This window comes from Rickettsia endosymbiont of Nabis limbatus (genome assembly GCF_965196655.1).
Taxonomy (GTDB): Bacteria; Pseudomonadota; Alphaproteobacteria; order Rickettsiales; family Rickettsiaceae; genus Rickettsia.
In genome coordinates this window covers 1,569,258-1,588,588 of sequence record NZ_OZ239771.1, presented here as the reverse complement: position 1 = coordinate 1,588,588, position 19,331 = coordinate 1,569,258, and the positions used below count along the sequence as shown (strand labels likewise).

The following is a 19,331-nucleotide window of genomic DNA, read 5'->3' as shown; positions in this document are numbered from 1 at the left end:
GTGGGTTACGGGGATATTGATAATACTGTTTTTGTTATAAAGTGAGTACAAAATACAAATTGCTAATTAAAATATGGTATTTATAGTATAAGAAAAAAGTTTATAGGTTATTGAAAAAACTTTAAGAGCAATAACCTATGATAATGGATTTTACAGAAATATTTTGTTACGTCGATGATTTTTTTCAAGAATTAGACAAGCATACAAATTCAATTACTAACCATAACAACAAATCTGGTCCTAAAAGTCGACTTAACAGAAGTGAGGTAATAACAATTATAATAGGCTACTGGCAGTCATCTTATGATTGTTTTAAGAATTATTATCTGAAGCAAATATGGATTTATCATCAAAGAGATTTTCAATTAGTAAGCTATAGTCAATTTATAAAAATAATAGGTCCACATTTACCACTATTAGTACTGATATTCAATTCTATTTTGGATCAGTGTGATGGCCTTTCTTTTGTAGATTCAAGTAGTATAGAGGTATGTAAGAGATACCGTATTTCAATGAATAAAGTGTTCGCCGGCATAGCAGCACGCAGTAAGACAACAAAAGGTTGGTTCTATGGACTTAAACTACATCTAATAATTAATAGTGTCATTGTCAAATAAAAAGGGACCAGTAAATTGCACGAAAAAGGGACCAGAGAATTTGGTGTAACCTAATAAGGTTATAATGTGCAATATTCACTAGATAATTAATTAAAATAAATATCTAGTGATACAATGATAAGAATAAATATGTACACAACAATTATCACCCTTTATAAGCAAGGCAATAGTCAAAGAAATATTGCCAAACTAACGAGAATAGACCGTAAAACAGTAAGAAAAATAGTAAACCGTTATGTAGAGTCTGGTACAGAATCTCCTGCACCCTATGAACGATCTTCAGCACTGGATTCTTGGCACGAACAAATAATTGAGTTATTAGAAAAGAATCTAAGTTACATAAGAATTTTTGAAGAGTTAAAAATTCAAGGTTATACAAAAAGTTATGGTTCGCTAACCCGTTATATCAAAAAATATAAGATACAAAATAACAGTTGCATTCGTTTTCATACTTTAGCAGGAGAGGAAGCACAAGTAGATTTTGGTGACATAGGCTTACAGTATAATTCTAAGGGGCGTAGAGTTAAAGCATATGTATTTAATATGCGTTTAAGTTATAGTCGCCTTGATTATTATGAAGTAGTGTTTGATCAAAGTTGTCAAACATGGATACAATGTCATATCAATGCATTTAATTATTTTGCTGGCAGTCCAAAAGTAATAAAACTTGATAATCTTAAAGCTGGAGTGGTAGATAGCAATTTCTATGAGCCCGTATATCAGAAGGAATACAAACGTTTAGCTGATCATTATGGAATTTTACTTTCTCCTTGTCGTGTATATCAACCTCAAGAAAAAGGCAAAGTAGAATCAGGAATAAAGTATGTCAAAAATAATTTTTTTGCTGGACGTAAATTTCATAGATATGAAGAATTAACACATGATCTTGCTAACTGGTTAAATAAAGCAAATAACCGAATACATGGTACTACTAAAAAAATTCCTCAGGAACTATTTGAGCAAGAAGAAAGTAATAATTTAATGCCTTTACCATTAGAAACGTTTGATTTGTCATCGTGGCATAATCGAAAAGTAGCAAAAGATTGTCATATCACCATAGATAATAATTATTATTCCGTACCGGCAAAATATATATACAGTGAGGTACTGGTACAATTATCACCAAAACTTGTTCAAATATTTTCTATCCAAAATGATTTAATAGCAAGGCACGTTAGAACAGATGGCAAAGGAATATTTACCACTAATCCGTCTCATTATGCCAAATATAAACGTCTATGCCCAGGTTTTATAGAATATAGTGAACATTATCAACAACAAATGCAGCAGATAGGAAATAATTGCAGTTTATTATTAGAGTTATTACAACAAACACGAGTAAATGATTGGCAACGTTGTGCTAGAGGTATTATTTCTTTACGTAAGGTTTACAATGATGAGTTAATAGATAAAGCTTGTCATAGAGCATTACATTACGGTATAAGTTCTTACTCTAAAATTAAAAATATCTTAAATAGTAATGCAGTAAACTTACCATTGCCAGAGTTTGGAGGTCAGAATGCAGAACTTGCTTAATGACCTACGTAGTTTTAGATTATCAGGTATAGTCAATAGCTTAAATGAAAGGATTATTTATGCTCAAAATAATAAACTAGGATTTAAAGAATTTCTCTCACTATTATGTGAAGATGAAAAATCTCACCGTAAGGATAATAATTACCGTCGTCGTAAAAGTGCTGCTAAATTACCAGTCACTAAAAATTTAGAAGACTTTGATTTTCAGTTCCAACCAAGTATTGATGCCAAAGTAATAAGTGATTTATCTACTTGTGATTATATTAATACTAAGGGCAATGTCATATTCATAGGTAATTCTGGAACTGGCAAAACTCATCTTGCTATTGGATTAGCATTAAAAGCTTTAACACGAGAATACTCTGTATATTTTACTACGGTATCGGATATGCTTTATAATTTACATATTGCAAGAGCAGATAATAGCTATCACAAAAAAGTTAAATTACTCTTATCATTTGACTTATTAATTCTTGATGAGTTAGGTTTTAAGCAATTACCAAAACATTCAGTAGATGATTTTTTTAATATTATTGCTAAACGATATGAAAATAAATCTACCATTATTACCACAAACAAGGATTTTGAAAGATGGAATGAAATATTTGCTGATGAGTTATTAACTCATGCAATTATTGATCGAGTAGTACATCATGCACATATACTAAACATCACAGGTAAAAGTTATCGTATTAATAACTATAAATTTGGAGGTCATTTGACATAAAAATTTTTACATATAGTGGTCCCTTTTTCGTGCAATTTACTGGTCCCTTTTTATTTGACAATGACATTAATAGAACAGATTACTGTCAATTTTTAACAATTAGCCAAAAGAATTATAGTTTAACCTACTACGCTGAACATGCCAAGAAATGTAGCCATGATGTTATTAATAGATTTTTAGAAAATGAAAAATATACTCCTTCTTTGTTATGGGAACACATTAAGAATGATGTTATCTTTTCATCTAACGGATATACAATATTTGATGATACGGTGTTAAACAAAAGGAACACAAAGAAAATAGAGGTTGCTAGATCGCAGTATAGTGGAGCTACAGGTGGAGTTACTACCGGTATAGGAGTAGTGAGTCTTGTATATTATAACCCCGATATTGATAAGTTTTGGGTAATAGATTATCGCATTTTTTCACCTGATCATGATGGAGCGACGAAACTAGATCACCTACTAAAGATGTTCAATAATGCTGTTTATAGTAAAAAGATTCCTTTTCAAACTGTACTTTTTGACACATGGTATGCTACACACAAAATTATGCAACATGTTGACTCCTTGGGCAAATATTATTATGCCCCTATTAAAGCCAATAGAAATGTTAGTAAAACGTGTGATTACGAGCCTTATAAAGCTGTTAGCAAGTTGACGTTTTCAGATGAAGAAATTAAGAATGGAATGGAGATTCATATAAAAGGATTTGCCAAAAATAAGCATGTTAATTTGTTTAACATTTACTGTTTCTACCAACAGAGTTGATTATGTTGTTACCAATAACAAAACTCAAAAATCTTCTAAAGCTGCACAAGATGAGTTTGGCTTGCGATGGGTAATTGAGAGCATGCATAGAAAAATTAAGCAACTGACTGGTATAGAACGTTGCCAATGCAGAAAACAGCGTATCCAACGTAATCACATTAGTTGTGCATTTCTAGTTTGGGCTTTTCTCAAAAGAACTGCAAATAAAATAGGTAAAACGGTCTACCAAATAAAGTTAGGGCTTTTAGATGACTATATGCAACAACAGCTTCGTTCTCCATCTTTACGATATTTAGAACCAAACATAGCTTAAGTTTTGTAGTTACTTCCATCATGAGTAAATTGTATTTTTGCTGCTAAGTCTAACCTTAATTTATTTATAGCTAGGTCATTCCCAGTTTGCTCAAAGCCTGTACCATGTGCAATATTAATAAAATTCGCTTTACTATGTGTACAGAAATTATTAAATATTGTATCCGCATTAATAGAAATATCTTCTAAATGTGAACAGTAATTATTCAATATTATAGGTTTATTTTTAATCCAAGATTCTTTTTGAATAATAAGTTCGTGTAGATTTTCCTGATTACTTATAGTAATTTCTGATTTCAAAGTAATTTGAGTAACACTACAATAATCTCTAAACTCAACCCAATCTTTCCAACCTTTATTCCAAATACTAACTATACCAGCCTTAATTTGAATAATAATTCCATTATCATAAGAAATCCTAGTATAATTTAAATCTTGATTATTATTATAGGTAATTTTAAAACCATCCGCAGGTATAGTAACCTCTTTAGTTTCAGCTTTAAACTTTTCTGCAAAGTTATTACAAATAATTCCTTTATTATTAGTTTCAATGTTAACATCATTACTGCCATCATTATAAAAAATTTTAGTACGGCTTAAACTACTACCTTTACTATTATCGTTAATAATTGTAATATTATTGCCTGGTATAAAAGCAGATTTAAATGTAAACGTATATTGAAAATCATTAATGGTTATAGGACCTAAACCATCGTTAGACTTATTATCAGAACTAGTTATTATTAACCTACTCATATCTTAACCTATTTTTAATCAGTTGGTAGAATTAACATACATATATTGAAATTAATGATCAATTATTAATTTCATTTATTTTGGGCGTTTTAGCCTGAGGTGGAAATACTGGATGTTTTATGCTGTGTGGATGGAGTTCTTTCGTCATTGCGAGGATAGGCAAAACTAAGGGCGTGGCAATCTCATAAAACAGTTAATACTCCTGAGATTGCCACGCTCACTTTGTTCGCTTGCAATGACGATTTAGCACGGCTTACTTATTTAATAAATTCATCATAGTTTTGCCGATATCCGCAGGTGATCTTGTGATAGTTACGCCGGCACTTTGTAGAGCTTCGAGCTTATCTTCAGCACTACCTTTTCCGCCAGCAATAATAGCACCAGCATGCCCCATTCTTTTACCTGGAGGAGCTGTAATACCTGCTATAAAGCTTACTATAGGTTTCTTGATTTTTGAATGCTTGATAAAATCAGCCGCATTTTCTTCAGCATCACCACCAATTTCACCAATCATAATAATTGCTTTTGTTTCGTCATCTTGTAAAAACATATCAACGCAATCTACAAAATTAGTACCATTAACAGGGTCTCCACCAATACCAACGCATGTGGATTGTCCAAGCCCTACAGCTGTTGTTTGTGCTACCGCTTCATAAGTTAAAGTACCTGATCTTGAAACAATACCTATAGAACCTTTTCTATGAATATGCCCTGGCATAATACCAATCTTACATTCATCAGGAGTTATAATTCCTGGGCAATTAGGACCGATTAATCTTGTTCTAGAGCCGCTTAAAGCACGTTTTACTCTGACCATATCAAGCACCGGAATTCCTTCAGTGATACATACAACTATTTCAATTCCCGCATCAATTGCCTCTAATATTGAATCAGCTGCAAAGGGAGGTGGAACATAAATAACACTAGCATTAGCACCAGTTTTTTCTTTTGCTTCATGCACAGTGTTATATATTGGTAAGTCTAGGTGGGTCTTACCACCTTTACCTGGTGTCACCCCTCCTACCATTTTAGTACCATAAGCTATTGCTTGCTCAGAGTGAAAAGTACCTTGTGAACCTGTAAAACCTTGACAGATTACTTTGGTTTTTTTGTTAACTAATATTGCCATCTTTAATAACTTTTAAATTTATTGTATTCAGTTTTAATACTACTTATACTCCAAGAATTGAATTTTATTTTGATAGGCGAGTGAGCGGAGCGTACACGTAGTACGTGAGCATCACGAATCCTTGATAAAATGAAAGAGCAATTCATGAAATATAAGTAGTATTACCTTATAGCCTCAACTATCTTACTAGCCGCATCAGCTAAATCATGAGCAGGTATTATTTCTAAACCTGAATTGGATAAAATCTCTTTACCTTTCTCAACATTTGTACCAGCTAAACGAACTACTAACGGCACTTTTATACCTATATCTTTTGCGGCTGCGATAATTCCTTCTGCTATGATATCACAACGCATGATACCGCCGAAAATATTAACTAAAATGCCTTTTACTTCTTTATCAGATAAAATTATTTTTAAAGCCTCTTTCACACGCTCACGATCAGCTCCGCCCCCAACATCTAGGAAATTTGCTGGTGTTGCACCATAAAGCTTAATAATATCCATTGTTGCCATAGCGAGTCCTGCCCCGTTTACCATACAGCCAATACTACCATCCATTTTTACATAGCTAAGACCAGCATCAGCTGCTCTTGTTTCTAACGGATCTTCCTCATCCTGATCACGTAGAGCCATAATTTCAGGATGCTTAAATAGACCATTATCATCAAAGGTAAATTTTGCATCTAATGCTAATAAATTGCCCTCACGATTTACAATTAGCGGATTGATTTCAATTTGAGCTGCATCTGTTTCAATAAAAGCCTTATAAGTTGCTTTTACTATTTCTTTCATTTGTTTCACTTGCTGGTCTTTAAACCCTAATTCATATGCTATTCCTTGAGCATGAAAGTTTTGCAAGCCGGTAGCTGGATCAACTGAGAATTTTATAATTTTTTCAGGAGTTTTTTCTGCAACTTCTTCTATATCAACACCGCCCTCCGTAGAAGCTATAAAGGTGATACAGCTAGCTGATCTATCAAATACGACACTAAAATAATATTCCTTTAAAATATCACAACCTGATTCAATATAAAGACGATTTACTTTCTGCCCTTGTGGTCCTGTTTGGTGTGTGACTAAATTAATACCGAACATATCATGAGCAACTTTTTTTGCTTCCTCTTTACTCTTAACAACCTTAACACCGCCGGCTTTACCTCTACCACCAGCATGTATTTGTGCCTTAACTACATAAACCTTTGTATTTAGCTCATCAATCGCTGCATTAATGCTTTCGGTTTTCGTAACCACTACCCCAGCTGAAGTAGGCACACCGTATTTTCTTAAAATCTCTTTTGCTTGATATTCGTGAATATTCATAAATAATTTATTTAAATAATTAAAACATAGTATAGTGATTAATCTTCAGACTGTAAAGAAGAGACGTCTAAATCAAAATTATTTTCTTCCATTACTGCCATACTAATTGCCTCATCTACATCAATTGGTCCATTTCCAGCATTATATTTGCCTTGCCCAAAAAATCTAAAATATTTTTACTCATTCCACATCCTCTTAAGTACATTATCTTTTCTAATAAAATGATGATAAAACGCAGCTAGTATATGAAGAATAATCAGAGCAGTAAATAATAAAGCTGCTTTTTGGTGGATTTTTTGCAGATTTTGGCGAATTGTAAATCTTGGGCAAAAGATTGTATAGTAAACAAGCCGTAAAATCTATATGATGGTTTGATAAGATAGTCATAAAAAAGCCGCTTATCGGCATTAATATCATTAAAAGATATAAGAGATTTATGTTAATAGTGGCGGCTTTCTTTTGCCAGTTTGGTAAATCAGCAGGTAGCAAGACATTAGGGTTATAGAATTTCCATAGAAGCCTTAATATAACTAGAGTTAAAATTAGCACTCCGGTTGCTTCATGCAAGCCAAATATTTGCCATTTTAAAGGCGGCTCTATGTAATCATCCATTAAAAAGCCGGCAATGAGCATAGCTATAACTATAATACTTATAATCCAGTGGAATAGTTTAGCAATCAACCCGTAAGAATTTTTAGTATTCGTAAGTAGCATAATTGTACTCTATTTATATTATATTGTACTCTATTTATATTATATTGTACTCTATTTATATTATAAGGTCATTGCGAGGAGCGTAGCGACGCGGCAATCTCGTGAAGTAGTATAAAATTCCTGAGATTGCTTCGTCAAAACTTACAGTTTTTCCTCGCAATGACTCTAATTCCCAACTGCCTTATCTATAATCTTCTCTGCTTCTACTCCGTTTAAATTTTCTTGATCATTCAAAATTAAATTAGCAATTTTTAGATCGTCGCCAATTTCTTCAGCTCGTCCTTTTAAGATTTTAGCTAAAAATTGTTCAGCAAGAGCATAGTAGGATATTCTATTAGGCGGTTTTGCAAAGCCGTGCCCTTCATCTTTATAAAGTGCATAAACTACCGGTATATGCTTTGCTTTCATTGCATTTACAATCTGATCGGATTCTGCTTGCACGACTCTTACATCATGAGCACCTTGGGCTATAAATAAAGGTTTCTTAATATTATCAACGAAATTAATCGGCGATCTTTGTCTTAAAAACTCTTTTTCTTCTTCAGTATCCCAAGGACCTATACGTGTTTTATATATACTCAATAATGGAGTTAAATATGGGGCTTTAGTTTGTACATGAGTTAGTAAATTAGACATACCAACAACATCAACACCGCAAGCAAATACATCAGGTGTCATAGTAAGACCAACTAGCGTTGCATATCCCCCATAACTTCCACCCATGATCCCTATTTTATCAGTTTCTGCTATATTATTCTTAATTGCCCAATTTACACCATCAATTAGATCAGTATGCATTTTACCGGCATATTCTAAATTTCCAGCATTAAGGAAATCTTTACCAAAGCCAGTAGAACCACGATAATTAATACTTAAAACTGCATAACCACGGTTAGCAAGCCATTGATGCTCCGGATCGTACCCCCAACTATCACGTGCCCATGGACCACCATGAACATTAATTATTAGCGGTACTTTCTTATCAGGTATATTATTTTCATCAAGTTTTACATCATTTGGGAAAGTTATATAGCTAACTAAATCAAGACCGTCCCGTGACTTAATGATTGCCGGTATCATTTTAGCAAGTTTATACTGCTCTAATTCTTTGCGATTAGTAAATAGGAATTCAGCTTTTTTATTAGTGCGATCATATTTATAATATTTCACTGGTGAATTATCGCTATTATAAGCTATAATCCAAGTTTTATCATCAAGCGTTCTACTATTAATAATTAAATCACCACGATCAAGATTTTGTAAATATTTGATATCATCTTCAATATCTTTATCTAATATTTTGTACGATACCATATCGTAATTTATTGATACTGCTTGCGGGGTCTGCTTGGTAGGATGTACGGCAAATAAACCAATATCGGCTTTTGAATCTTCTGCTAATATTTCAGCACTATCAGTAACTAAATTTATAGCTTTAAGGGCTGAGGTATTACGATCACGCCCCTCTAGCATATATAAAGTTTCACCACTAGCATCAAAACCAAGAATAGCGGTATTAAAAGAATCTTCCATTGATATTTTGGTAAATAACTGAAGCTCTCCATCTTTTAATTCATAATATTCAACGGCACCATCTTTATCAAGTAAACTACCAAATCTTAAATTTAAATTTTCATCTGTTACAAAATTAGTAAATTTATCATTTTGATAAATCAGTTCTTTTTCTAAAGTATCTAGATTTAATTTATAAATGTCAAAATATTCAGGATTACGCTCATTGGAATCTATTAATATTTCATTTGGTCTTTTGTAGCTCAGCCCAACTAGACCAGCCTTTACTCCCTTTTCCGGAGTCAGTAACTTTGTCTCTTTTGTTTCTATATTATAACTATAAATTCGGTCATTTTCATCACCATTAAAATCTTGAGTGTATAAAATATTTTTATTATTATAAGCTTTAGCATAAGACCATATACCACGACCTTTATCGTGCGTTATCGGCTCTGCCTTAGTAATATCATCGCTTGGAGCTAACCAAATATTGAGCACTCCATCTTTCGGTGCAATATATAAAATATATTTACCATCATGAGTTAATGACACTCTTGTTTTGTCAGGATTACCGAACAAAACTTTACGAGGGATTATTTTGTTATCATCACCTGTTATGGTGGATTTATTTTGAAACATAAAAAAGACACCTATTATTAATATAGTGCCTATAATATAGAATAATTTGTTCATTACTAATAGTTTATTATTGTTATTTATATGTGTCACGTGGCTTGATTATTGTTCGGTGTCATCCCGTGGCTTGACCACGGGATCCAACATAAAGCGAGAGAAATCGAGCTTTTATATTTGTATTTTTTATTACTGGATCCCGTGGTCAAGCCACGGGATGACAGGTTCTAAGTGACAAAGTCACTACAAAACAGCGAAACTATACTTTCTCGATATTACTCAAAAACCAATCCACTTCCTTGGTATTAGCGTTACGGGTAAATGTCCATTCTTCTTTTAATTCCTCTATTTTGTCAACTACATTTTTACCTTGGAATAGTAACCTAATAAATATGTTGTTGCCAAATGTATAAATTTCAGAATATTTAGCGTCTAAAGCTGTTGCGTCGAAAAAATTACCATAAGAGTCAGATATTTTTTCAAATTCTTCTAAAAATCTTTTATCAACTAATTCAGCAAGCTCTTCTGTTTGGTTTTTATAAGCAGCTTCTATAATCATTTGAAAAGCGATTTTAGCATTGTTGATAAATTTAATAGGTTGAAATGCATTAAGACGTTTATGTACTGTTTCCATACCATCTACAACTGCCGTTATATTCTGTTCTACTATCAAATTTTTGAAAGCTTTAATATCTTGTGCAGTTGGCAGATCTTTTTCTTCATCATATGATTTAGTAGAACTATGAGTTACATCTTTAATAACCGGTTCACCAAAATAAGATTTTTGTTTAGCTGGATCATCATCCGGAGTAGCACCAAGCGTTGTAATTAGCTTATTAATAATAAAAAAAGCAATACCAGCAAAAATTAGTAACTCGATTATTTGAGGAGACATTCTACTTACTCTAAAAGATTATCTTTTTATTTTAGTATAAAAAAACAATCTTTGAAAGTTATTTATGGAAATAAGGCTTAATTTTTATACTGGAAATATAAAAACATTAAGAAATAGTATGAGTATACTTATAGTTTAAAAAAATACTAAAAAGTAACTAAAGGCACTTGATTATTTTAATTACTGTTGATAGTATGTAAAACGTGAATGATGTTTAAACTCCATTATTGCAAAACAGCTTATTAAGCCTTTAGTGCAAACTTTATGCTAGGGGACTGTTGTACTAAGTATTTATGAAGAACTCGGCCGCAAGCGACCGAGTTTCAAAACAGGTTAAACTGCTTTGTTTCTTTTTCAATTTTATCCATTGCGTTTATTTGATTTCGTACATATTCACGAATTACCTCATCATTAACGTTACCTACAGTTTCTACAAAAAAACTTTGCGTCCAAAGTTTACCACCCCAAAAATATTTACGCTTTATTTTTGGATAAAGCTTGAAAAAATTTCTTGCAGATATGCTTTTTATTATTTGCATAATATACGACGGAGAAACTTTTGGCTCAGATTTTACTACCATATGAATATGATCAGTAGGTATCTCTAACTCCACTATTTCTATATTATAATCGTAACCAATCTTCTTTATTATTAACCTTAAGCTTTCTCTATAAGGTTCAATAAACACTTTATGACGATATTTTGGTATCCACACAAAGTGATACATTATTCTAAAAACATGATGACTATTACGCCTCAATTCCATTCTACTAAATTATAATATGCCAACGCTTATATTATAACGCTATCCATCTAGGGAGCAAGCTCCCTAGATTTTCGCTATGCGGTTAAATACTTAATACAATGGATAATTATTGTTTTCAATGATTGAGTTTATCCCCTAGCACCTGTTCCTATCTAAAATGGGGCCGTTGAAAGATAATTTTTGATAGTAAAATAAGAGGAAAGGAGGTAATAAATATTTTAAAAAAGAAATTCTGTTTAATATAGAGATAAATGTTATTCAATAGTGTAGTAATTTAATAGAGATTTGTTTACAGAGTTAGAATTTTTATTAATAAATTTCTTTAAGCCATTAAAGTTGTTAAAACCACTAATCGTTTTAAATTAAAACATATGGCATTCATAAATTCGGAGAATTGATTTTTGGCAATTCCTATATATCTAACCCGCTTATTATCTTTTGAAAATACCATCTCGAAAGGTGCTCTGATTTTCGTATAATATTTATCAAGGTCAAAATTCTTATCTTTCATATTATTTTTCTTTATTGCACAAAGATGGACTCCCTTTTTAGCTGCTGCATTCTTGGTAGAGATTGTACAATAACCTTTATCAACATATGTAGCACCAGAACTTGGCATAACATGCTTAAAACCTTTGCTATCGGTAACATTTGCAGGGGTAACTGCAACCTTATTGATCATGCCTGATTGAATATCAACACTCACATGTTTTTTATAACCATACCAAAATTTATTCCCTCCCTTACAGCCAATTTTGGCTTGTTTATCCTTTGCAACCTTAGGCAAAGTCTCATTATTCAATTTATCATATTTTTGTGCTCTTAGTTTATCACGTTCCTCCCAGAGATTAGCTTTTGAGATTAAATGAGAAGCATCTACAAAGGTAAATACTTCACCCATATAGCCTTGTACTCGTAGTTGATCGCGGAATTTTGTAAATATTTTTGATAGTAAATTAGTACCTATTTTTTTACGTATTTTACTAAATACACTATAATCAGGTGTCTTTTCTGTAAGAGCAAAATTACAAAACCATTTCGCCGCTGTGCTATCAGCTAAATAACGTTCTAATTCCCGATCAGATAAGTCTTCCATAAATTGTAGCAGCAAACATTTAAACAGCCTCTCTATACCATATCCTTTATAATTAGCTTCGCATTCTAATGCTAATAACTCAGCTTCAACTGCTTTGAATTTGAATAAACTTTTGAATTTACGATATTGATGATCCGCATTTACTAACTCATCTAAACTTACCATTAGCATTTGATACTCTGACATATAAACATATTTTTTATTTTTTTATTATACCTGCTACCCTCTCATCTCGCAACAGTCCCATTTTTTGATTTAAGTTCATTTCTTATCTCCATTTAATAATTATTTGACCAAAAACAAGATTTGTTACAAAAAAAGAAGAGAAGAATTAAATAGAAGAGTAAAAAGTTTACTTGAGCAAAAGAAGCAAGCCGCAAACACAACAAATTAATCTCTTAGGGTTTAATTCCCCGAAGGTCTGCTTCGTGATATACTAGATGCATGGAAGAAAGCAGTTATATACATAAAAGTGATAATGTCACAGTACTAATATATCATTTAGTAACACCGGCAAAGTATAGAAGAGTAATATTCAAAGAGGAACTAGACGATTATTTATGTAAAATTTGTGAGGACATAGAAGCTCGTTATGAAATTAGATTTTTGGAAATAGGAGTAGATAAAGAACATGTACATTTTTTACTACAGTCAATACTAATGTATAGCCCAACAAAAATAACTCAAATCATAAAAAGTATTACATCTAAGGAAATGTTTAAGAAATATCCAAATCTTAAAGAAAAATTATGGGGAAGTGAGTTTTGGAGTAAAGGATATTTTATGAGCACAGTAGGTAAACATGGTGATGAGCGGAAATTACGTAATTATGTAAAAAATCAAGGTTCAGGCAAACCTTCTTATAAAGCATTTCAACAAAAACAGTTAAAACTTTTTGGATAGATACCTCGTAGCTCTGCTGCGAGGAGTATCATTAATTAATTTATTTTACTAAATGTAAGATAAAATCTCAACTATTACAGATTAATTAGTAAATGATAAAGTAGGTATAGGTAGACGAAGCTCAATTTGGAAAAGAGCAAGGAGTCTAAAGCCCTCGGAACGGAGCGTATACTTAATACGTGAACACCGCAGATCTTATAAGACGACGTAGCCAATTTTTGAAATTCATCGAGTATACAGTTACATCCTTTCCATCGGTTCTACACCTATAACCTCAAGACCACTAGCGATAATTTTTTGTATGGCTTTGGCAAGAGCAAGACGTGCTGTTGTTAACTCTACATTATTTTCTATTATGAACCTGTAATCGTTATTTTCCTTACCAAAGTTCCATAAAGCATGAAATTTTGAAGCTAGATTTATCAAATAAAACGCTACTCTGTGCGGTTCAAAATATTTTGCTGCTGTTTCCAAAGTTTTCGTCCAGCTAGCTAAGAGCTTTATTATCTCAATCTCTTCTTCCGATGATAATAGCGATAAATCATATGTGCCAGCTTCAAAGCTATTATAAGATTGCGGAATCGTTTCCATAGCTTTCGATAATATCGATAGCGTTCTAACATGTGCATATTGGACATAAAATATAGGGTTTTCTTTAGATTGTTCTTTTACTTTTACTAGGTCAAAATCAAGCGTTTTGTTATTTTCTCTTGTTAACATTATAAACCTTATAATGTCTTTGCCTACTTCATTATTTACGTCTTGCACACTAGCAAAAGTTCCAAGACGCTTTGACATCTTAACTGGCATACCATTTTCAACAAAATTTACTAATTGGCAGATTTTAACATCAACTTTAACCTGCTCTTTGCCTAGAGCTTTAACAATAGCTTCGATTCTTTTGACATACCCGCTATGATCGGCACCAAGTACATAAATTAAGTGATTTGCTCCTCTATCTATTTTATCTTTTGCATATGCAAGATCGGAGGCAAAATATGTCCAACTTCCATCGGCTTTTTTTATCGGACGATCTTGATCATCACCATATTTAGTAGATTTAAATAATTCTTGAGTTCTGTTTTCCCATTCTGCGTGGACCTTACCTTTAGGAGCAGGCAGGCTACCTTCATAGATTAGCCCCATATCAGTTAGTAATTTAACAGTTTTTTCTATCTCGCCATTATCGTGTAATGTTTGCTCAGAAAAGAATATATCGTGCTTGACACCCAGCTCTTTTAAATCTTCTTTATTTAAATCTAGCATTTTTTGGATAGCAAAATTTTTAACTATTCTAAACCTTTCCGGCTCATCCATACTTAATAATTTATCACCATATTCTTTAGCTAAAGCTTGCCCGACAGGAATTAAATACTCTCCTGGATATAACCCATCAGTAATAATAATTTTTTCGCCTAAAGCTTCCCTATAACGTAATATTACTGTACTTACTAAATCATTTATTTGTGAACCTGCATCGTTAACATAATATTCTTTTGTAACAGGATATCCTACTTTTTTTAAGATATTAGCAAGTACGTCCCCATATACCGCACCTCTTGCATGTCCTATATGCATCGGTCCGGTTGGATTAGCTGAAACATACTCAATATTAATGTTTTTGTTTTTATCTATGTCAATTTCAAAAAATTTAGATTCGTTTTGTAAAATATCTTCAATTGCAGTGTGCCAGCTATCGGCTTTGATAGTAAAATTAATAAACCCTGGTCCTGCTATTTCTATGCTTGCGATATATGGTAGTTCATTAAGAATTTCTTTGAATTTTAACGCAACTTCACGAGGAGGAATGTTTTCTTTGGCAGCAATAATCATTGCGATATTACTTGATAAATCGCCGTTAAAGCTATCTTTTGGGGTTTCAATACTAGCATTATTTGCTATTTCAGAATTATTATATAACTGCGTACTTGCAGTAATTATGTCGTGTTTTAGTTTGTTAAATATATTCATGATTAAATGTTATTGAAATTTAAAGAGCAAAGTTGGTTATATTCTTGAATAGCAAAGCGGTCAGTCATACCAGCTATATAATCGGCAATAATTCTAGCTTTACTATTTGGATCGTTAGAATCTATTTGTATCTTCCAATTAACAGGCAGTAAGTTAACATCCTCCATATAAACCTTAAATAAGCCTTGCACGATCTTAGTACATTTAAGGCTGATTGCGGTATTTCTATTACTTTTATAAACCCACTCATGTAGAAATTTTTTAATCTCTTTAATACGCTCATTAGTTTTTTCCGTAAAATCGACTATTTGATAATTTAAGTTGCGTATTTCATCTATATGAGTAATTTTTTCTTTATTTATATTAGTTTTAGTTTGCCATAATAAATCGGTAATTAGTTCATGCATTAGTTTGCGTACTACTTCATAGATCAAGCAAGAGGAGCTTATATTCTTATATTTTGATTTAAGTTCAAAAACCTGCTGATCAATATATTTAAGTTCAGCAAGATTATTAAAATCGATAATTTTAGCACCGATACTATCCTCCAAATCATGCGAAATATAGCTAATATCGTCGGCAAGTGCTGCTATTTGAGCTTCAGCAGAAGCGTAAGTATTAAGCTCTAAATCATTTTGGCTATTATACTCGGCTATATACTCGTTTACCTCACCGCTTATAGGACCATTATGCTTTACTATACCTTCTAAAACTTCCCAAGTAAGATTTACCCCTCTATAAGCAGCATGTCTTTTTTCGAGTAAGGTTAATATTTTTAGAGATTGAGCATTATGAGAAAAGCCATTATGCTCTTTCATGCACTCATTCAAAGCTCTCTCTCCTGCATGACCAAAGGGCGTATGTCCCAGATCATGAGCAAGTGCTATAGTCTCGGCTAAATCACTTGACAGATTTAAAGTATTAGCAATCGAACGAGCAACTGTTGAGACTTCTAAAGAATGAGTTAGCCTATTTCTATAATGATCGCCCTCATGATTAATAAAAACCTGAGTTTTATACTGCAAACGCCTGAATGCATTAGTATGGATGATACGATCACGATCCCGCTCAAATTCATTGCGGTAAGAAGTCGGTATTTCTCTGTATAATCTTCCTCTGCTTTTAAGCGGATCAGAAGCATATGAAGCTAGCATTGTTAACCTTTATTTGGTTTCTATCACTTTACGATTTGTTTGGTGTTATTGTATAGCTCAATTTTTCCATGTCATCCCGTGGCGGCATTGCCCGCGTGGATCGAAAAACGCCCTCGGTATCCAGAAAATAATAAAAAATACTAATTTTATTAGTATTTTTAACTGGATCCCGTGAATAAATCACGGGATGACAGGGGAGAATGATCCACACGGGCAATGCCGCCACGGGATGACACCGATTCTATAAAATCAAGCCTAACCCTAATTTTTTGAGAGCGTTCAGGTAATTCGGTTTCCATTTAGATATTTATTTCTTGGGTTCGTAGTCAAGTTAGTATTGTATGGCTCATTTTCCCGTCATTGCGAGGAGATGCATAGCATCGATGCGGCAATCTCATAAAGTAGTATAATATTCCCGAGATTGCCACGCTCCTTGCAGTCGCTCGCAATGACGATTTAGTATCCACCTTGAAAAAATACAAAATATTAGGTATATTATACAATTTATAAGATTTTTACAAGGTTATTTTAGTGACAATCACAATTACCGATAGAGCTTTTGAGCGAGTAAGTGAATTAATAGAATTAGAAAAAAATAAAGATTTAGTGCTACGAGTATCCGTTGATAGTGGTGGTTGCTCTGGGCTAATGTATAATTACGAACTAGTTTCCAAAGATACTATAGAAAAAGACGATTATGTTTTTACTAAATATAATGCTACTGTTATTATCGATCCTATTTCTCAAAAATTTATGCTAGATTGTACTCTTGATTTTATAGAAGAGCTAGGCAGTTCATATTTCAATGTCAGTAACCCACAAGCTAAAGCGAAATGCGGTTGCGGTAATTCTTTTGCGGTGTAATGTTATCCAGTGGGTTGTTGTATAGATCAAGAATCGTCATTGCGAGGAAGGCATTATTGCAATCTCAGGAATTTTATACTACCTCATGAGATTGCCGCGTCGAAACTTGCAGTTTCTCCTCGCAATGACTTTTATTAGAACTTAAGTTTTGTACCGATTAAACCAAGAGTACCTTTAGTTTTCTTATTAGGAGCTTCAGGATAATATACTGGCTTACCTTTTGCTTGGAAATGTGAAATTTCTGCATATGGTAATAAACCTGGCATAATTTTATACTCCGTAGCTACAGTTATAGTATCAATAGTATTTTTATATCTTGAAGATTTAAAATAGCTAAGGCTTGTTTTAATAGGACCTTGACCATAAGCGACAGCTCCGTTGTAATAATAAGTATTACGACCATTTTTGTGGTATTCAGGAGTTGTTAAACTTTTTCCTAAGCTACCATAAGAAGCACCGCATGAGAAATTACCATATGTAAAAACTGCACCAAGATTATAAGCTTTTAAGTTAGATAGTTTATAAGTATTTAATACTGTATATGTTGTACCTATTCCTTTAGAACGAACAGCAAGGCGAGCAGGTTTACCATATTCACCGGTAACAGATAATTTTAAATCTGCATCTTCACCTAGTGCATGCTCATAAGTTAAACCACCAGATACTGAATCTGTAACATTTTGATTAATAGTAATAGCTTCGTCGTTTTCTACGATGTTACGCTTTATGCCAGTGCGGACATTAGTAGTACCAGTAATTGAATTATCAAATATGACATTATTTATATTTTTATTACCACCTGTGTTAGCAGAATCAGGAGTATAAGATATACCGGCTTGAAAACCTTTCATTTTAGGGGTGTAGAAGCTGATCTTTCTAGTTGCCTCAGCTTTAACATTAAATTCATCAAAATTGTTAGAAAATGATTCTATATAAAAGCTAGGACCGGTATCAAAATCGGGTTTTAATTTGTTATATTGCATGTATTGACTACCAACGTTAATATATCTCCAATATCCACCTGATCCAGCAGCTACTTGACCACTAGTAATACGAAATTTATTACCTGCATCATAAGGAGAACCTAGTTCTACTTTACCATAACTAGTTTCAATAAAGATGTGAGAACCATTATAAGATGTAGATGTTTTTGATCTTGTAGTAGGTTGTAATACTATTTTAACCCCACCTATTACATCATTTATAGTTTTAGTTATAGTAGCCGCAAATGCTGCCTCTGTATAAAACGCTGTTTTTTTCCTATTATCACTTAAATTTTCATATTCACCTAAACGATTTTGATTCGAAAAACCACTCTCAAATAGATAAAAACCTTCTAATTTTATTTCAGTATCGGAGTTAGAAATAACAGGAGTTGTACTTCCTGATGCAAAACTGGTAGTAGATGCAAGACCGATAATACTTGCTAATAATAACTTTTTCATTTTAAAACCTCATATATTTAGTGAAACTATATGCTATAATTAAGGTTGTTATGTTATAGCGGCTAAATTAATTTATACTGAATATAATATAATTTTTAAAACTTACAATAAATAAACATATTTTAATTTGTAATTATTTATTTATAGATGTATAATGTTGTATTATTACAACTTATATTATCAAAGTGGCTTAAAGTTAAAGCAATTA

General features: G+C 32.5%; 17 protein-coding genes and 4 pseudogenes. 7 read left to right on the top strand and 14 right to left on the bottom strand.

Going from position 1 to position 19,331, the window contains the following annotated elements; all coding sequences use genetic code 11:
* Nucleotides 1–143: 143 nt before the first annotated feature.
* The 5 genes and pseudogenes from ACOAL3_RS09230 to ACOAL3_RS10965 all read left to right on the top strand — a co-directional run.
* Complete coding sequence (locus ACOAL3_RS09230; RefSeq protein WP_419234898.1) at nt 144–617, top strand: transposase; 474 nt, start codon at nt 144–146, stop codon at nt 615–617.
* A gap of 129 nt (nt 618–746) precedes the next feature.
* Nucleotides 747–2,153, top strand: a complete 1,407-nt coding sequence (gene istA / locus ACOAL3_RS09225; protein ID WP_419234561.1) for an IS21 family transposase — start codon at nt 747–749, stop codon at nt 2,151–2,153.
* Complete coding sequence (gene istB, locus ACOAL3_RS09220; protein ID WP_419234522.1) at nt 2,137–2,880, top strand: IS21-like element helper ATPase IstB; 744 nt, start codon at nt 2,137–2,139, stop codon at nt 2,878–2,880. The genes istA and istB overlap by 17 nt, the downstream gene beginning before the upstream one ends.
* A 29-nt stretch (nt 2,881–2,909) precedes the next feature.
* Nucleotides 2,910–3,650, top strand: a complete 741-nt coding sequence (locus ACOAL3_RS09215; RefSeq protein ID WP_419234897.1) for a hypothetical protein — start codon at nt 2,910–2,912, stop codon at nt 3,648–3,650.
* A 67-nt stretch (nt 3,651–3,717) separates the two neighbouring features.
* Nucleotides 3,718–3,963, top strand: a pseudogene (locus tag ACOAL3_RS10965) (IS701 family transposase); the annotation flags it as partial.
* On the opposite strand, the gene ACOAL3_RS09205 reads toward ACOAL3_RS10965, so the two are convergent.
* The 11 genes and pseudogenes from ACOAL3_RS09205 to ACOAL3_RS09155 all read right to left on the bottom strand — a co-directional run bounded on the left by ACOAL3_RS09205 (nt 3,960) and on the right by ACOAL3_RS09155 (nt 12,972).
* Nucleotides 3,960–4,718, bottom strand: coding sequence for a hypothetical protein (locus ACOAL3_RS09205; RefSeq protein WP_419234896.1), 759 nt, complete (start codon nt 4,716–4,718; stop codon nt 3,960–3,962). The pseudogene ACOAL3_RS10965 and the gene ACOAL3_RS09205 sit on opposite strands and share 4 nt — an antisense overlap.
* A 253-nt stretch (nt 4,719–4,971) precedes the next feature.
* A complete protein-coding gene (sucD, locus tag ACOAL3_RS09200; protein WP_395476714.1) occupies nt 4,972–5,847 on the bottom strand; it encodes a succinate--CoA ligase subunit alpha in 876 nt (291 codons plus the stop codon).
* 161 nt (nt 5,848–6,008) lie between these two features.
* On the bottom strand, nt 6,009–7,169 hold the full coding sequence (gene sucC, locus ACOAL3_RS09195; RefSeq protein ID WP_419234895.1) for an ADP-forming succinate--CoA ligase subunit beta: 1,161 nt from the start codon (nt 7,167–7,169) through the stop codon (nt 6,009–6,011).
* A 176-nt stretch (nt 7,170–7,345) separates the two neighbouring features.
* Nucleotides 7,346–7,426, bottom strand: a complete 81-nt coding sequence (locus tag ACOAL3_RS09190) for a hypothetical protein (protein WP_473198149.1) — start codon at nt 7,424–7,426, stop codon at nt 7,346–7,348.
* Nucleotides 7,426–7,586: pseudogene (locus ACOAL3_RS09185) on the bottom strand (cytochrome B). Before ACOAL3_RS09185 ends, ACOAL3_RS09190 begins: the two are co-directional and overlap by 1 nt.
* Nucleotides 7,587–7,607: 21 nt before the next feature.
* Nucleotides 7,608–7,802 (bottom strand): annotated as a pseudogene (locus ACOAL3_RS09180) (cytochrome b); the annotation flags it as partial.
* Nucleotides 7,803–8,048: 246 nt separating this feature from the next.
* Entirely contained in the window at nt 8,049–10,088 is a 2,040-nt protein-coding gene (locus tag ACOAL3_RS09175) for a S9 family peptidase (protein WP_419235636.1), read from the bottom strand.
* A gap of 44 nt (nt 10,089–10,132) precedes the next feature.
* Nucleotides 10,133–10,255 (bottom strand): annotated as a pseudogene (locus ACOAL3_RS09170) (palindromic element RPE4 domain-containing protein); the annotation flags it as partial.
* A gap of 32 nt (nt 10,256–10,287) precedes the next feature.
* Nucleotides 10,288–10,923 carry a Tim44/TimA family putative adaptor protein gene (locus ACOAL3_RS09165; protein WP_419234894.1) on the bottom strand — a complete coding sequence of 212 codons (636 nt, stop codon included), beginning with the start codon at nt 10,921–10,923 and terminating at the stop codon, nt 10,288–10,290.
* A gap of 323 nt (nt 10,924–11,246) precedes the next feature.
* Complete coding sequence (tnpA, locus tag ACOAL3_RS09160; protein ID WP_419234538.1) at nt 11,247–11,651, bottom strand: IS200/IS605 family transposase; 405 nt, start codon at nt 11,649–11,651, stop codon at nt 11,247–11,249.
* A 361-nt stretch (nt 11,652–12,012) separates the two neighbouring features.
* Nucleotides 12,013–12,972, bottom strand: coding sequence for a transposase (locus ACOAL3_RS09155; RefSeq protein WP_419234543.1), 960 nt, complete (start codon nt 12,970–12,972; stop codon nt 12,013–12,015).
* A 258-nt stretch (nt 12,973–13,230) separates the two neighbouring features.
* Here ACOAL3_RS09155 and tnpA (ACOAL3_RS09150) point away from each other — a divergent pair, with 258 nt between their 5' ends.
* On the top strand, nt 13,231–13,689 hold the full coding sequence (gene tnpA / locus ACOAL3_RS09150) for an IS200/IS605 family transposase (RefSeq protein WP_419234569.1): 459 nt from the start codon (nt 13,231–13,233) through the stop codon (nt 13,687–13,689).
* A gap of 240 nt (nt 13,690–13,929) precedes the next feature.
* On the opposite strand, the gene argS is transcribed toward tnpA (ACOAL3_RS09150), so the two are convergent.
* The gene (gene argS, locus ACOAL3_RS09145; protein WP_395476768.1) at nt 13,930–15,660 is read right to left on the bottom strand and encodes an arginine--tRNA ligase; all 1,731 of its coding nucleotides are present in this window, start codon (nt 15,658–15,660) and stop codon (nt 13,930–13,932) included.
* A gap of 2 nt (nt 15,661–15,662) precedes the next feature.
* Entirely contained in the window at nt 15,663–16,814 is a 1,152-nt protein-coding gene (locus tag ACOAL3_RS09140; RefSeq protein ID WP_419234893.1) for a deoxyguanosinetriphosphate triphosphohydrolase, read from the bottom strand.
* Nucleotides 16,815–17,345: 531 nt separating this feature from the next.
* Here ACOAL3_RS09140 and ACOAL3_RS09135 point away from each other — a divergent pair.
* On the top strand, nt 17,346–17,678 hold the full coding sequence (locus ACOAL3_RS09135) for an iron-sulfur cluster assembly accessory protein (protein WP_395476766.1): 333 nt from the start codon (nt 17,346–17,348) through the stop codon (nt 17,676–17,678).
* Between the two features lie 134 nt (nt 17,679–17,812).
* Here the strand turns inward: ACOAL3_RS09135 and ACOAL3_RS09130 are convergent, their stop codons facing one another.
* A complete protein-coding gene (locus tag ACOAL3_RS09130; RefSeq protein WP_419234892.1) occupies nt 17,813–19,123 on the bottom strand; it encodes a porin in 1,311 nt (436 codons plus the stop codon).
* Between the last annotated feature and the right edge of the window lie 208 nt (nt 19,124–19,331).

Excerpts from the sequence above, each read along its gene's own strand:
- ACOAL3_RS09230 (WP_419234898.1), top strand. The coding sequence starts at position 144 with ATGGATTTTACAGAAATATTTTGTTACGTCGATGATTTTTTTCAAGAA.
- istA (WP_419234561.1), top strand. The coding sequence starts at position 747 with ATGTACACAACAATTATCACCCTTTATAAGCAAGGCAATAGTCAAAGA.
- istB (WP_419234522.1), top strand. The coding sequence starts at position 2,137 with ATGCAGAACTTGCTTAATGACCTACGTAGTTTTAGATTATCAGGTATA.
- ACOAL3_RS09205 (WP_419234896.1), bottom strand. The coding sequence starts at position 4,718 with ATGAGTAGGTTAATAATAACTAGTTCTGATAATAAGTCTAACGATGGT.
- sucD (WP_395476714.1), bottom strand. The coding sequence starts at position 5,847 with ATGGCAATATTAGTTAACAAAAAAACCAAAGTAATCTGTCAAGGTTTT.
- sucC (WP_419234895.1), bottom strand. The coding sequence starts at position 7,169 with ATGAATATTCACGAATATCAAGCAAAAGAGATTTTAAGAAAATACGGT.
- ACOAL3_RS09175 (WP_419235636.1), bottom strand. The coding sequence starts at position 10,088 with ATGAACAAATTATTCTATATTATAGGCACTATATTAATAATAGGTGTC.
- ACOAL3_RS09165 (WP_419234894.1), bottom strand. The coding sequence starts at position 10,923 with ATGTCTCCTCAAATAATCGAGTTACTAATTTTTGCTGGTATTGCTTTT.
- tnpA (WP_419234538.1), bottom strand. The coding sequence starts at position 11,651 with ATGTATCACTTTGTGTGGATACCAAAATATCGTCATAAAGTGTTTATT.
- ACOAL3_RS09155 (WP_419234543.1), bottom strand. The coding sequence starts at position 12,972 with ATGTCAGAGTATCAAATGCTAATGGTAAGTTTAGATGAGTTAGTAAAT.
- tnpA (WP_419234569.1), top strand. The coding sequence starts at position 13,231 with ATGGAAGAAAGCAGTTATATACATAAAAGTGATAATGTCACAGTACTA.
- argS (WP_395476768.1), bottom strand. The coding sequence starts at position 15,660 with ATGAATATATTTAACAAACTAAAACACGACATAATTACTGCAAGTACG.
- ACOAL3_RS09140 (WP_419234893.1), bottom strand. The coding sequence starts at position 16,814 with ATGCTAGCTTCATATGCTTCTGATCCGCTTAAAAGCAGAGGAAGATTA.
- ACOAL3_RS09130 (WP_419234892.1), bottom strand. The coding sequence starts at position 19,123 with ATGAAAAAGTTATTATTAGCAAGTATTATCGGTCTTGCATCTACTACC.